This window comes from Mesorhizobium cantuariense (genome assembly GCF_042647205.1).
Taxonomy (GTDB): domain Bacteria; phylum Pseudomonadota; class Alphaproteobacteria; order Rhizobiales; family Rhizobiaceae; genus Mesorhizobium; species Mesorhizobium cantuariense.
In genome coordinates, this window is record NZ_JBHRVD010000001.1 from 4,486,280 (window position 1) to 4,500,134 (window position 13,855).

11 protein-coding genes are annotated in these 13,855 nt (G+C 65.3%); 10 read left to right on the forward strand and 1 reads right to left on the reverse strand.

Annotated features, from left to right (window positions below; genetic code table 11):
• Positions 1-123 precede the first annotated feature (123 nt).
• Entirely contained in the window at positions 124-1,311 is a 1,188-nt protein-coding gene (locus tag ACFOJ9_RS21795; protein ID WP_378981183.1) for a Gfo/Idh/MocA family protein, read from the reverse strand.
• A 341-nt stretch (positions 1,312-1,652) separates the two neighbouring features.
• Between ACFOJ9_RS21795 and ACFOJ9_RS21800 the strand changes: the two genes are divergently transcribed.
• From ACFOJ9_RS21800 to ACFOJ9_RS21845, 10 genes are all read left to right on the forward strand, one after another.
• Positions 1,653-2,546 (forward strand): MurR/RpiR family transcriptional regulator, encoded by an 894-nt coding sequence (locus ACFOJ9_RS21800; protein ID WP_378981185.1) that lies wholly within the window; start codon positions 1,653-1,655, stop codon positions 2,544-2,546.
• 78 nt (positions 2,547-2,624) lie between these two features.
• A complete protein-coding gene (locus tag ACFOJ9_RS21805) occupies positions 2,625-3,407 on the forward strand; it encodes an SDR family oxidoreductase (protein WP_378981187.1) in 783 nt (260 codons plus the stop codon).
• The gene (locus tag ACFOJ9_RS21810) at positions 3,404-4,939 is read left to right on the forward strand and encodes a mannitol dehydrogenase family protein (RefSeq protein WP_378981189.1); all 1,536 of its coding nucleotides are present in this window, start codon (positions 3,404-3,406) and stop codon (positions 4,937-4,939) included. The genes ACFOJ9_RS21805 and ACFOJ9_RS21810 overlap by 4 nt, the downstream gene beginning before the upstream one ends.
• 138 nt (positions 4,940-5,077) lie before the next feature.
• Positions 5,078-5,992, forward strand: a complete 915-nt coding sequence (locus tag ACFOJ9_RS21815) for a sugar phosphate isomerase/epimerase family protein (protein WP_378981191.1) — start codon at positions 5,078-5,080, stop codon at positions 5,990-5,992.
• Between the two features lie 90 nt (positions 5,993-6,082).
• Positions 6,083-7,117 (forward strand): ABC transporter substrate-binding protein, encoded by a 1,035-nt coding sequence (locus tag ACFOJ9_RS21820; RefSeq protein WP_378981193.1) that lies wholly within the window; start codon positions 6,083-6,085, stop codon positions 7,115-7,117.
• A 238-nt stretch (positions 7,118-7,355) separates the two neighbouring features.
• Positions 7,356-8,906, forward strand: a complete 1,551-nt coding sequence (locus tag ACFOJ9_RS21825) for a sugar ABC transporter ATP-binding protein (RefSeq protein WP_378981195.1) — start codon at positions 7,356-7,358, stop codon at positions 8,904-8,906.
• Positions 8,903-9,877: an ABC transporter permease gene (locus tag ACFOJ9_RS21830; RefSeq protein WP_378981198.1), complete on the forward strand. Its 975-nt coding sequence runs from the start codon at positions 8,903-8,905 to the stop codon at positions 9,875-9,877. Before ACFOJ9_RS21825 ends, ACFOJ9_RS21830 begins: the two co-directional genes overlap by 4 nt.
• Positions 9,878-10,130: 253 nt before the next feature.
• On the forward strand, positions 10,131-11,111 hold the full coding sequence (locus tag ACFOJ9_RS21835; protein WP_378981201.1) for an ABC transporter permease: 981 nt from the start codon (positions 10,131-10,133) through the stop codon (positions 11,109-11,111).
• Positions 11,112-11,162: 51 nt separating this feature from the next.
• Positions 11,163-11,987, forward strand: coding sequence for an N-formylglutamate amidohydrolase (locus ACFOJ9_RS21840; RefSeq protein ID WP_378987939.1), 825 nt, complete (start codon positions 11,163-11,165; stop codon positions 11,985-11,987).
• Positions 11,984-13,849, forward strand: a complete 1,866-nt coding sequence (locus tag ACFOJ9_RS21845) for a flavohemoglobin expression-modulating QEGLA motif protein (protein WP_378981203.1) — start codon at positions 11,984-11,986, stop codon at positions 13,847-13,849. Before ACFOJ9_RS21840 ends, ACFOJ9_RS21845 begins: the two co-directional genes overlap by 4 nt.
• Positions 13,850-13,855 lie beyond the last annotated feature (6 nt).

Genomic DNA, 13,855 nt, shown 5'->3' on the forward strand with positions numbered 1-13,855 from the left:
AGGGGACGCTCAGAGGCGATATTCGGGCAGGACAGGTCAGTCTTGCTGACGCGCTGGCAGGTGCGGGCCAACAGCAAGCCTGCCCTGCCGTCAAGAAGCGGAACGACGCCGGTGACCTTCGAGCTACTCTTGAAACCTTGCCAACGTCCACGCGCCACCCGCCGCATTCGAATCCACCGCGGCGGCAACAAACTTCACGCCGCGCGCGCCGTCGACGACATCGGGCACTTGCGCTGCACGCGCCGGATCGACCGCCCCGCCCGAGCGATGGGCGCGGATGATGTCGGCGGCGTCGCGGTAGAAATTGGCGAAGGCCTCGATATAGCCTTCGGGATGCGCCGCCGGCATGCGCGAGACGCGCCGGCTTTCTTCGGTCGAGCCATGGCCGCCGCGCGCCAGCGTGCGGGTTTCCTCGCCGTAGCGGGAGAAGCGCAGTTCTTCCGGCCGCGCACCCGACCATTCCAGCCCGGCTCTGTCGCCATAGATGCGCACGGACAGATCATTGTAATGGCCGGGCGATGTCTGGCTGGCCAGGATCGTGCCGCGCGCCCCGCCTGTCCAGCGCATCAGCACATGCGCGTTGTCGTCGAGCCGACGTCCCGGCACGGCGGTGAAAAGGTCTGCCGACACCGCCTCGGCCTCGCAGCCCGAGATGAAGCTCGCCAGGTTGAAGGCATGCACGCCGATGTCGGCCAGCACCGCCGACTGCCCAGCGCGCGCCGGATCGGTGCGCCACTCCGCCTGCTTCTGGCCTTCGGCATCGATCGGTTTGGTCAGCCAGTCCTGGATATAGGCGCCATGCACGGACACGATGCGCCCGAGTTCGCCCGCCGCCACCATTTCGCGCGCCTGCCGCACCATGGCGTAGCCGGTGTTGTTGAGGGTGACGACGAAGCGGCGCTTTTTCGCCTTCGCGAGCGTCACCAGCGCCTCGGCGTCGGCCAGCGTCGTCGACAGCGGCTTGTCGCAGATCACGTCGATGCCGGCCTCGAGGAAGGCCGTGGCGATCGGCGCGTGCAGATGATTGGGGGTGACGATGACCACCGCCTCGATACCGTCCGGCCGCGCCGCTTCCGTGCGCGCCATCACGCGATAGTCGGCATAGCTGCGCTCCGGCGCGATGCCGATCTCGGCTGCCGAGGCAGCGGCGTTCTCCGGATCGGAAGACAGCGCGCCGGCGACCAGCGCGATCTGGTCGTCAAGGCGCATGGCGAGACGATGCACGGCGCCGATGAAGGCATTGCGGCCGCCGCCCACCATGCCGACCCGCAAACGTTGGCGCGTCGATCCGTCCGATGTTGCATAGACCATGTCTCAGATTCCTCCACATATCGCTTCGTCATCCTGGGGCGGAGCAAGGAGCGCAGCGACGCGGCGCAGACCCCAGGATCCATGCCGCGACTTCAAAGCGCCGCCGCGGTACAGAATTCTGCTCCGCTGCACTCTACGGTTAAGGTCGCGGCATGGATCCCAGGGTCTCCGCGACGGAGCTTCGCTCCTGCTCCGCCCAGGGATGACGACGTTGAAGGCTTCGCCAACCCTACGCACCGCGACGGCCCGGCAGTTTCCAATCTGCCAACCTACAGAACCTCTATCGCCTTCGAACACAATTTCCATATTGTAAAACGATCGTGCCGCGCTAGCCTGAAATCATGAGTGGGGCAGGCAAAACATCGGGACGGTCGATTGCCAACGAGGCGGCGACGCGCAAGCGCGGACGCTCGCTGGCGGCGCTCGGCTACATCCAGCCGCAGACCTATGAGGAGCTGCGCGCGGTGCTGTCGTCCGGCACCGTGCATTTCCCCAAGCGGCTGCGCCAGGTCGCCATCTTCCTGTGGCAGCATCCGAGCGACGTCGCGCTCGGCACCATCGCGCAGGTGGCGGCACAGGCCGGCGTGCAGCCCTCGACGCTGGTACGCTTCGCCCAGATCTTCGGCTACTCCGGCTTTTCCGATTTCCAGGGCCTGTTCAAGGACCATGTCAAAGGATCATGGCCGGAAGGGCGCGGCCTGGAGCGCACCGAGACCGAGCCCAATGCCGATCTGCATTTCCTGCATGGCATGGTCGGCGCCTCGCAGGCCTCGCTTGGCCGCATCGAGAGCGGCTTCGATGTCGAGAGTTTCGAGAAGATGGTGGCGCTGCTGGCGGCCGCCGACCTGATCTATGTCATCGGCTCCAAGCGCGCCTTCCCCGTCACCACCTATCTGTCGCTGACGCTCTCGCAGCAAGGCGTGCGCAACGTGCTGGTCGACAATGTCGGCTCCACTGCAATCGACCAGGTCGGCTGCATCGGCAAAGGAGATGCCGTGCTGGCGGTGTCCTTCAGCCCCTACAATTCGATCACGCCCGACCTCGTCGCCGTGGCGCATGAGCGCAAGGCCCGCATCGTCACCATCACCGACAGTACTTTCAGCCCGCTGATCCGGCTGTCGGACAGCTGGCTGGAAGTGGTGGAATCGGACTTCGCCGGCTTCCGCTCGCTGGCCGCGTCGCTGGCGGTCGGCATGGCGCTGGTCCAAGGCGTCGCCGCGCGCCGCAGCACATGAGGAGATGCTGGCACAATTGACTATCGGGAATTGCCGTTCCATATTTCAAAAAATAGAAACTTTGTTCCGGGAGGAGGAATGGAGCTTCATCTTCAAGGCAAGGTCGTGCTGGTCACCGGCGCGACGCAAGGCATCGGCCGCGCGATCGCCGAGACGCTTGCGCGTTCCGGCGCTGGCGGCCTGCTGGTCACCGGGCGCGAGAAGGTGCGCGGCGACGCTGTGGCGGCGGAGCTTTCGCGGCTCGGCACGCCGACACACTTCGTCGCCGCCGACCTCGCCGACCCGGCAACCCCTGCCCTTTTGGCGCAAGCCTGCATCGAGCGCTTCGAACGCATCGACGCGCTGGTCAACGCCGCCGGCCTGACCGACCGCGCCTCCTTCCTCGATGCCGATCTCGACGACTGGGCTTCGCTGTTCGCGGTCAACGCACGCGCCCCGTTCTTCCTCATGCAGGCGGCGATTGCCGACATGAAGAGGCGCGGCCAGGGTGGTGCCATCGTCAACATCCTGTCGATCAACGCCCATTGCGGCTCGCCGGAGCTGGCCGTCTATTCCGCCAGCAAGGGCGCGCTGGCGACGCTGACCAAGAACGCCGCCAACGCCCACCGCTTCGACCGCATCCGCGTCAACGGCATCAATGTCGGCTGGACCGACACGCCGGCCGAGCGCGCCATGCAGGCCGACACGCTGGGCAACGGCCCGGGCTGGCTGGATGCCGCCAACGCGTCGCAGCCTTTCGGCCGCCTCTTCTCAACGAACGATATCGCGAACCTCGCGGTCTTCCTGCTTTCGGATACTGCCGGGCCGATGACCGGGACGCTGGTCGACCAGGAACAGTGGGTGATCGGGGCGAACCGGTGAGTGTTGCCGCCCCTGAGACACTTGGGCCGGCGCTGCTCGACCGTTTGCCCGCCGCTGTCCAGAAACCGGCCTATGACCGCGCGGCGCTGGCGCCCGGCATGGCACATCTCGGTGTCGGCGCCTTCCATCGCTGCCATCAGGCCGAATACACCGACGATCTCTTGTCGCTCCAGTTCGATCGCTGGGGCGTGGTCGGCATCAACATCCGCCCGCCCAATCTCACTGAGACGCTCGGCCGGCAGAGCGGGCTCTACACAAGGCTGATCCGCGAGAACAGCCATATTGAGGCGCGAATCATCGGCAGCATCCTCGAGGTGGTCGACAGCCAGGCCAGGGCCGCGCCGGCGCTCGACGTGCTGTCCTCATCAGACATCGAGCTCGTCACCATGACGGTGACCGAGAAGGGCTATTGCCACATCCCATCGAGCGGCGAGCTCGACCTCAGCCATCCCGACATCGTCCACGACCTCGCCAACCCGCAGACGCCGCGCAGCGTGCCCGGCATATTGGCACGGGCATTGGAGCAGCGTAGGGCCACGCATGGCCAGCCGCTGACGCTGCTCTCCTGCGACAACATCCAGAGCAACGGCATCATTCTGGCCAATGTCGTGCGGGCCTTTGCCCAGCGGCGCGGCAACGGTCTCGCCGACTGGATCGAAGCCAACGCCGCCTTCCCCTCGGCCATGGTCGACCGCATCGCACCGGCGGTGACGCAGGATGATCTCGACAGCGTCGAGCAGTGGTTCGGCTACCGCGACGCCGCCGTTGCTGTCGGCGAGCCGTTCCGCCAATGGGTGATCGAACACAAATTCGCCGGCCGTATGCCGCGCTGGGATCTTGTCGGCGCGACCTTCGTCGACGACGTCACGCCGTTCGAGCATCTCAAGATGCGGGTGCTCAACGGTGCCCAGACGACGCTCGCCACGCTCGGCGTGCTGGCCGGCCTCGAACACACATCGGATGCCATCGCCGACCCGCTGCTGGCCGCCTTCATCAAGTGTATGCTTGTCGAGGAAACGCTGCCGACACTGACGCCGGTGCCGGGGATGGATCCGCTGACCTATGTAGAGCAGAGCCTCGGCCGCCTGAAGAACACCGCGATCCGCCACCGCAACCACCAGATCGCCACCGACGGCTCGCAGAAGATCGTCCAGCGCCTGCTCAACCCGATCCGCGACCGCTTGCGCCAGGGCGAAAGCATCGCGCTGCTGTCGGTCCCTGTCGCCGGCTGGATGGCCTATCTCATCCAGGCTTCGGAGAAATTCGGCAGAAGCTGGCCGGTGTCGGACCCCTATGCCGGCAAGGTCGCCGCGATTGCCGACGCAACCGGCCGCGATGCGAAGGCACTGGTGGCTGGGATCCTCGCCATCGACACGATTTTCGACCCCGGCCTTGCCGCGAATGATACATTCCGCAAAGCCGTGACATCGGCGCTTGACGGGCTGCTTTCGGACGATCCGATGGCAACCGTCAAGCGCAATCTGAAACAAGCCGACACCACACGGTTGAAGCGGCCGGCTCGATCTGCATAGTACAAGTCGGTCGTGAATTCACGACCAAAGCAATTTCAGGAAAAGTGTGAAACGGTTTTCCGTCCGGAATTGCGTCAAACAAAGGGATGGAGCGGTTCTGCGTTTCCGTGAAACGATGAACCGCTCTAGGGAGGCAGTATGAAACTTGGAGTGCTCACCGCACCGTTCGCGGAGACGCCGCTTGGCGAGGTCGCCGGCTGGGCAAGTGCTGCCGGCTTCGAGGCGCTGGAAATCGCCTGCTGGCCGAAATCCGCCGGCGCCAGCCGCCGCTATGCCGGCACCAGCCACATCGACGCTGCTTCGACTTCCGCCGCGCAGGCGAAGGAGATCGTCGCCTCGCTGGCGGAGAAGAACCTGTCGGTCTCCGGCCTCGGCTACTACCCCAACCCGCTGCACCCCGACGCCGCTCACCGCGACGAAGTGATCGCCCATCTGAAGAAGGTGATCGTGCTGGCCGCCAATATGGGTGTGCCCGTCGTCAACACCTTCTGCGGCGGCGATGCCTCGAAGACCGTCGACGTCAACTGGCAGGCGGCGCTCAAGGTCTGGCCTGAAATCGTCGCCCATGCGCGCGAGCATGGTGTAAAACTCGCCTTCGAGAACTGCCCGATGATTTTCAGCCATGACGAGTGGCCGGGCGGGCACAACATCGCCTATTCGCCGCAGGTCTGGCGCCGCATCCTCGAAGCCTGGGGCGGCGATGTCGGCATGAATTTCGACCCGTCGCACCTGGTCTGGCAGATGATCGACCAGGCCCGCTTCATCAGGGAATTCGGCCCCTATATGCTGCATGTCCACGCCAAGGATTTGATGATTGATCATGATGGTTTGTACGAGCGCGGAATCCTGTCGTCCGGCATAGGTTGGCAGGTGCCGCGCATGCCGGGGCTGGGCGATGTCGACTGGAGCGGCTTCTTCTCCGGCCTCTACCGTGCCGGCTATGACGGCCCCGTCATCATCGAACACGAGGACAGGCGATTTGAAGGCAGCGACGATCAGGTGAAGCGCGGTTTCCTGCTCGCCCGCGACGTGCTGCGTCCCTTCGTCAAATGAAATTAGCGCGCGCCGCATGACTCACTCAGCCAGCAACGCGCTTTAACGGGTCGAACTGAAACTGAAAAAACAATGTGGAGGAAGTCTGAAATGAAGAAAATCCTGACCATGGTCCCGCTGCTTGCGGGCGCTGCCTTGCTGGCCTCGATGGGCGTCTCGTCCGCCGCCGGCAAATACACGATCGGCATCTCCAACACCGTGCAGGGCAATGGCTGGCGCGAGGAGATGGTCTGCGCCATGAAGGCGCAGGCGCTGGCTTCCGGCGAGGTCGCCAAGCTCAACATCGCCCACCGCAACACCGATGCCGCCGGCCAGCTCGAAGACATCCGCAATTTGATCAGCGCCAAGGTCGACGCCATCGTCGTCAACCCGGCCGATCCGGCCGGCATCAAGGCTGGCCTCGAGGAAGCCACCAAGGCCGGCATCGTCGTCGTTGCCGTCGACCAGGCGGTCACCGAGCCGTCGGCCTACATCATCTCCAACAACCAGGAGCAGTACGCCTATCTCGGCGCCAAGTGGCTGTTCGGCCAGATGGGCGGCAAGGGCGACGTCTTCTACATGCGTGGTGCCGCCGGCGCGTCCGCCGACTCTGACCGCGACAAGGGCTTCAAGAAGGCGCTGGCCGAATTCCCCGACGTCAAAGTCGCGCAGGAAGTCTTCACCGGCTGGCAGCAGGACCAGGCCAAGCAGCAGATGCTGTCCTTCCTCGCCACCGGCACGCCGATCAACGGTGTGTGGACGTCGGGCATCGACAACGTCATCGTCGACGCGCTGGTCGAGTCGCAGGCGCCGCTGGTGCCGGTGGTCGGCGCCGACAATGCCGGCTTCGTCGGCCAGCTGAGCTCGGTCAAGGGCCTCGTCGGCGCCGCGGTCACCAACCCCGGCTCGATCGGCGGCGCTGGCGTGACGCTCGCGCTGCAGATCCTCGACGGCAAGAAGCCGGCACAGCAGACCGTGCTGGTCGAGCCGCAGCTGTGGGAGAACGCCACAGAGGAAGGCAAGGCCAAGCTGAAGGCCGCGGCTGATCCGTCGCTGAGCCCCGAATGGCCGGTCTCGATCTCGATCCCGGACTGGACGACGTATACCAAGGAGCAGATCGTCGCGTGTAAGGGCCCGGGCGAGTAAGTCTCCGGTATCCCTGCCTCACAAGGCGGGGAAGTCACATATGGGTAAAGGCCCCCTCACCCGGATTGCCAACCGAATTGCGAAGGGCAATTCGGGGCAATCCGACCTCTCCCCGAGGGGAGAGGAGCCGGCACGAGCGCCAGCCTCTTCTCCCCCACGGGGAGAAGGTGGACGCGAAGCGGCCGGATGAGGGGGCCTCTCCACACGCGATAGCCATCTAAATCGAGAACCCCACGATTTGACCACCACCCCCCTCCTCGACGCGTCAGGCGTCGCCAAGAATTACGGCGCGGTTGCGGCCCTTCGCAACGCATCGCTGTCTGTCTTACCCGGCGAGGTGCATGCGCTGATGGGCGCCAACGGCGCCGGCAAGTCGACGCTGGTGAAGATCCTGACCGGCGCTATTCCTGCCAATGCCGGCCGCATCCTGATCCGTGGCGAGGCGCGCGACATACGCTCGCCCGCCGCCGCGCGCCGCGCCGGCCTGTTGCCCGTCTATCAGGAGCCGTCGCTGATCCCCGATCTCGACGTGCTGTCCAATCTGCGGCTGACCGGCACGCCGGTCGAGCCGTTCCGCGCCTGGGTGCGCGAACTCGGCATTCCCGACCTCGATATCCGCGACACCGCGCGCGACATTCCGCTGGCCGTGCTGCGCGTGCTCGATCTGGCCCGCGCGCTGGCGGTCGAGCCCGACGTGCTGCTGCTTGACGAGATGACCGCCGCCCTGCCCGCCAACCTCGCTGAAAAAGTGCTGGAAGTGGTGCGCCGCCAGGGCGACAGCGGCCGCGCGGTGATCTTCATCTCGCACCGCTTCGTCGAAATCTCCGCGCTGTGCGACCGCGCCACCGTGCTGCGCGACGGCGAGACGGTCGGCGTCGTCGAGATCGTGCCCGGCGTCGAGGAAAAGATCGTCGAGCTGATGCTCGGCACCCGCATCGTCAAGACCCATGTCGCCGCGCGCAGCGCCGCCCAGAAGGCAGCGCCCGCCCCTGCCCAGCCCAGGCTTGCCGTGCGAAACCTGCGCGTCGGCACCAAGCTCAACGATGTCTCGTTCGATCTCGCCGATGGCGAGGTCGCCGGCGTCGTGGCGCTCGAAGGCCAGGGGCAGGACGAGCTGTTTTCAGCCCTTGCCGGCTCGATCCGCCCCTCCGGCGGCACGATCGAGGTCGATGGCCAGACGGCGAAATTCTCGCACCCGATCGACGCCATCCGCGCCGGCATCGCCTATGTGCCGGGCGACCGCGCCGAGGCGCTCGCCATGCAGCGCTCGGTGCGCGAAAACATCGCCTTGCCCTTCAGTGCAGCGCTGCGCAACTGGGGGCCGATCAACATGCGCCGGGAGCGCGCCAAGGTGGTCAGCGCCATCGAGCGACTGCAGATCGACACCCGCGCGCAAGGCGAGGTGCAGCGCCTGTCCGGCGGCAACCAGCAGAAGGTGACCATTGCCCGCTGGATCGCCGCGGACGCCCGCACCATCCTGTGCTTCGACCCGACGCGCGGCATCGATGTCGGCACCAAGCAGGAGATCTATCATCTGGTGCGCGAGCTCGCCGGCAACGGCAAGTCGGTGCTGTTCTACACCTCCGAACTGGAAGAGGTGCAGCGTGTCTGCGACCGCGTCATCGTCATCTTCGGCGGCCGCGTCGTCGACATCTTTCCGGTCGAGGAGGCCGACGAGCCGGCGCTGATGCGCGCCGCCTACGGACTGCCGCGCGGCGCCAAGGCCGATATCGGCATATTGGCCGACCCCACGGCGAATGCTTCAGATGCGCCGGGGGCGACGCCATGAGCCATTTCCCGCGCCGCCAGGGCTGGGTCGCCGGCCTGTTCGCTCTCTTCGTCGCCCTGTTCATCATCACGAAACTGATCCAGCCGGCCTATGGCAGCGGCGATTTCGGCTCGCTCGCACGGGCGGTTTTGCCCTACGCTTTCGCCGTCGCCGCGCAGACGGTCGTGGTCATCGCCGGCGGCATCGACCTGTCGGTCGCCGCCATGATGGCGTTGACCAGCGTCACCGCCGCCTCGATGATGGCCGGCGCCTCGGAAGAATACGCGCTGTTCGTGGTGCCCTTCGTGCTGGCCATGGGTTTCGTGCTCGGCGCCGTCAACGGCATGCTGATCGTCGTCACCCGCGTGCCCGACATCGTCGTCACGCTGGCCACTTTGTTCGTGCTGCAGGGGGCTGCCCTTCTGGTGCTCGACGCGCCGGGCGGTGCCGCAGCCGAATGGCTGAAGGGTCTGATCTCGGGCACCGTTCCTATAACGGGCCTGCCCGACAGCATCGATGCCTGGGTCCCGAAGGCGCTGCTGGTGCTGATCGTCTGCCTCTGCATCATCTGGATTCCGCTCAGGCGCTCGCGGCTCGGCCTTTCCATCTATGCCATCGGCTCAAGCGAGCTGGCGGCGTTCCGCAGCGGCGTGCCGGTCGCCCGCACCCGCATCATCGCCTATGCGCTGTCGGGCCTGTTCGCGGCCATGGGCGGGCTGGCGCTGACCATGAGCACCGGCATCGGCGCCCCCATCCCCGGCCCTTATCTGCTGGCCAGCGTCGCCGCGGTGGTGCTGGGCGGCGTGGCACTCGGCGGCGGCAAGGGCGGCCTGCTCGGCCCCATCGTCGCCGTCTTCGTGCTGCGGCTGGTGCGCACCGACCTGACGCTGCTTGCCATCGACCCCAACGTCACCGCCATCATCGAGGGCGCCATCATGGTCGCCGTGGTGATGTTCGGCGCGTTTATTACGATGCGGGGGCGGCAGCAATGAGGGGGCAAAAAATAGAGCGTAGCGCTCTACGGCGCCCCCCTCTGTCCTGCCGGACATCTCCCCCTCAAGGGGGGAGATTGGCCCTCGTCTCGGCTTTCGCCAACCTTCAACCTCTTAGGAATGTGTGGGGCGCCGAAGCTTCCAATCTCCCCCCTAGAGGGGGAGATGTCCGGCAGGACAGAGGGGGGCGCCGTAGAGCACCATCCTCGCAGAACGCCGCCGGCCCAACCCCATCGCGAACCGGACCCACCCCATGAGCACCACCGCGATCACCCCCGTCCCCTTCGGCCGCCGCGTCAAACGCTTCATGGCCGACCGGCCGCTGATCCCGCTGGTCATCCTGCTCGTCATCCTGGTGGTGATCCTGCAGATTCTGCGCCCCGGCATCGTCAACGAGCGCTGGATCGCCAACACCATCAAATTCGCCATACCGCTGGCGATCCTCGCCGGCTGCCAGACCATGACCATGCTGACCGGCGGCATCGACCTGTCGGTCGGCACGGTGGCGACGATGAGCGCCTTCATCATGGCGACGCAAGTCGTCAACCAGGACCCGGCGGTGGCCTTCCTGCTGGCGATGATGCCGGCGGTGCTGATCGGCCTCGTCAACGGCATCGGCGTCGGCGTCTTCCGCGTCCACCCGCTGATCATGACGCTGGGCACCAGCCTGATCGGCACCGGCTGCCTGCAGGTCTACCAGCGCACGGTGATCGCGTCCGGTGCGAAAATCCCCGACTTCCTCGCCTGGCTCGGCACCGGCCTGACCTGGGGCATCCCCAACGCGCTGCTGCTGTTCGTGCCGCTGGCAGCGCTGATCGTCTTCACCCTCGCCCGCACCGGTTTCGGCCGCCTGCTCTACGCCGTCGGCGACAATGAGCGCGCAACGCGCCTGTCCGGCGTGCAATACTGGCAGGTCATAACAGCGCTTTATGTGATCTCAAGCGTGCTCGCCGGCATCACCGGCCTGCTCTATATAGGCCTGATCAAGGCGCCATCGCTGTCGCTCGCCGAACCGCTGGTGCTGCCCTCCGTGGCCGCCGCCGTGATCGGTGGCACCTCCATCTTCGGCGGCCGCGGCGGCTACACCGGCACCATCATCGGCGCGCTCATCCTGACGGTTCTGACGACGCTGCTGACGATCCTGCAAATGCCGGAGGGAGCAAGGCGGATACTGTTCGGGCTGATCGTGCTGTTCGTGACGGCGGCTTATCTGAGGATTGTCGAGGAAAGGTAGGGGCTTGTGTAGTTTACCGGAACCGTCCGCCCTCTCCGCGCATTTCAGTGGATCGTGAACAAACCCACTTTCAACAACACTTCGAACGGGTCAGCGGCGGGCTGGACAATCAAGCTCGGTGAATCGCCCGTCATCGGCACGGCGATCCACAGCGGCTGCGATGTCGGGGGCGTTTGCCAATCGCTCCTGTCCGTCTCCAACGCCGACCGGCTGCGGGAAGAGGACCCCTTCACCGAACATTTTATCGCCGATTTCCCGACCCAAATCATCGTTCATCGATCGCGCTTTCAAGTCGATCTGAACCGCGCGCGCGAGGCTGCGATCTACCTGTCACCGGACCAGTCCTGGGGCTTGAATGTGTGGCGAGAGCCACCGGCCGAGGAGATCATAAACGAGTCCCTCGCGTTTCATGACGCGTTCTATGCCGAGCTCAAGCGTGTCCTTGTCGATGTCGAAAAACGCTATGGCAGGTTCGTCCTTGTCGACGTCCACAGCTACAACCACCGGCGCGAAGGGCCGGAAGGAGTGCCCGCGTCTCAAGATGGCGCGCCCGATATCAATGTCGGCACATTCTCGATGGACCGCGAGCGCTGGGCGCCGGTCGTCGACGCTTTCATCGAGGCGCTTCGCGGCCAACGTCTCAACGGCGAGCCGATCGACGTGCGCGAGAACGTGTCCTTCCAGGGCAAGGGCGAACAGACCCGTTTTGTCCATGCCAATTTTCCAGAAACCGGGTGTGCCATCGCGGTCGAGTTCAAGAAGATCTTCATGGACGAATGGAGCGGCGAACCCGATTGGGGAGCAATCGAGCGGCTGCGCGCCATGCTGGCATCGACGGTGCCCGTCCTGGAGTCGACACTGCGGGCCATGCGATGAAGCCGAAGCTCGTCGAGCCCGCGCCTCCTTTGCAAATCGAAGCCGATTTGGACGCGCTATTCCGGGACGGCAAGCCGATCCGCCGCGATTTCGGCAATGGCAACCGTTTGCACATGGATCGGCCGCTGCCCTTTCTGTGTGTCCATGTTGGGTCACACCAGGATGCGGCATTCCATGCCGTCTCCGCCAACGCGTCCTATCTGATCGCCGCCGACATCGAACTCGCCGGCGAGGTCGCGCGGCTGGTGGCGCAAAGGACGCGCGATCACTGCGGCGCATTCCTCATGCTGGACATCGGCGAATTGGCCGAAGACCGGTTCCTGACGGAGGATGTTCCGTTCCTACCGCCTTTCGAGATTGCGCTGGCCTGCGGCGACACGGCGGCGGAGAAGGCCGCACTCAAGCGCTTCGCCACCGCTGCGTCCGCGCGCGAAGCAAAATACCGCACGCCGCGTGTGGACGAACTCAACCCCACGACATCAGCCGAAACCCGACTCTGGAGTGATCCCGGTGATGTGGCGTGCCTGACGGTACGCTTCGCACCGATCTACAGGATGCCGGGCACCAGGCGCGTCTATCCCGAACTCCACGACCTCGTCGTTGCCAACATGGTGGATTCCGCGCTGCAGGCTGTCAGCGCCTTCCTGAAAGCATCAAGCCTGGAACAGCCTGCGACCCATCGTGCCCTGGGGCGCCGCGCCTATATCGACGCAGTCGTGCGCGCCGACCGGGCGATCGACAATGTCGCGTCGACGTTCGATTTTCTGCTTGCCGTTACACCGATCAACGCCGAACCAGCCTGGCGGGAATTCCAGGCAGGCGCGTTCGAACGTGTGCCCGCACTGCTTTACCGGCCACTCGAGTTCGAGGTCGCCGACCAGAAGCGGAAACTCTATTCGGTCTCGCTCGATCATCTGGAAGATCCGCTCCTGACCAGGCTGCTCTCCGAAAAGCAGCAGGAACTCGATCTCCAGCTGTCGATGCTCGCTGCACGCGAAACGCCGCGTTTCGTCGAACTCGGACGAGCCCTCTATGGCAGCGTCGAGCCGAGCCTGGCGGCAAGGGCGCGCACTATTCTCGAAAAGGTATCGCGAGTTGCGTCAGTGGCCCGGCAGAAGGGCCTGGATGCCGACGCCGTTGCCGCGGCCGCGCGCGACATGATCGCCGGATACCGGTCCGCGCACCCCGATTTCGATGCTTCCGTGGAGATCCGCGGCGACCTGCCGGCCGGCCTCCTGGTGTCGCGAAACCGATTGCTGGTTTCGCGCGATACCAGCCTTCCGCCGGAGCGTCTGACCGCGCTGCTCTGTCATGAGATCGGTGTTCACCTGCTGACCTATTTCAACGGTGACGCGCAGGGGCTCGCCCTCTTCCGCAACGGGCTGGCCGGCTATGAGGGCATGCAGGAGGGACTGGCCGTGCTGGCGGAATATCTGGTCGGCGGCATGACCGCGGCGCGTCTGCGGCTGATCGCGGCCAGGGTCATCGCGTGTCAGGCAATGCTCGACGCCGCAACGTTCGAGGAGGCCTTCCACCTTCTCCGCAGGGATTTCGGTCTCGATGATCACAGCGCCTTCAACGTCGTTCTGCGCGTCTATCGAGGCGGTGGCCTTGCCAAAGACGCCATCTACCTGCGCGGCTTGGTGCAGATCCTCGATCATCTCAAGAACGGCGGCAGCCTCACTCCCTTCTGGATCGGCAAGATTTCCGCCGCGCATTTCGGCGCGATCCAGGAACTCAACGCGCGCGGCCTGCTGCGGGCGCCGCGCCTTGAACCTGCGTTTCTCTCTTCCGACGCGGCCCGTCCGCGCCTCAAGAAAGCGATGGCGGGAATAGATCCGATCGATATGGTTGAAACCTGAGCGGGG

What these genes read in the sequence shown, in the direction of transcription:
- ACFOJ9_RS21795 (WP_378981183.1), bottom strand. Translation starts at nt 1,311, where the DNA reads ATGGTCTATGCAACATCGGACGGATCGACGCGCCAACGTTTGCGGGTC.
- ACFOJ9_RS21800 (WP_378981185.1), top strand. Translation starts at nt 1,653, where the DNA reads ATGAGTGGGGCAGGCAAAACATCGGGACGGTCGATTGCCAACGAGGCG.
- ACFOJ9_RS21805 (WP_378981187.1), top strand. Translation starts at nt 2,625, where the DNA reads ATGGAGCTTCATCTTCAAGGCAAGGTCGTGCTGGTCACCGGCGCGACG.
- ACFOJ9_RS21815 (WP_378981191.1), top strand. Translation starts at nt 5,078, where the DNA reads ATGAAACTTGGAGTGCTCACCGCACCGTTCGCGGAGACGCCGCTTGGC.
- ACFOJ9_RS21820 (WP_378981193.1), top strand. Translation starts at nt 6,083, where the DNA reads ATGAAGAAAATCCTGACCATGGTCCCGCTGCTTGCGGGCGCTGCCTTG.
- ACFOJ9_RS21830 (WP_378981198.1), top strand. Translation starts at nt 8,903, where the DNA reads ATGAGCCATTTCCCGCGCCGCCAGGGCTGGGTCGCCGGCCTGTTCGCT.
- ACFOJ9_RS21835 (WP_378981201.1), top strand. Translation starts at nt 10,131, where the DNA reads ATGAGCACCACCGCGATCACCCCCGTCCCCTTCGGCCGCCGCGTCAAA.
- ACFOJ9_RS21845 (WP_378981203.1), top strand. Translation starts at nt 11,984, where the DNA reads ATGAAGCCGAAGCTCGTCGAGCCCGCGCCTCCTTTGCAAATCGAAGCC.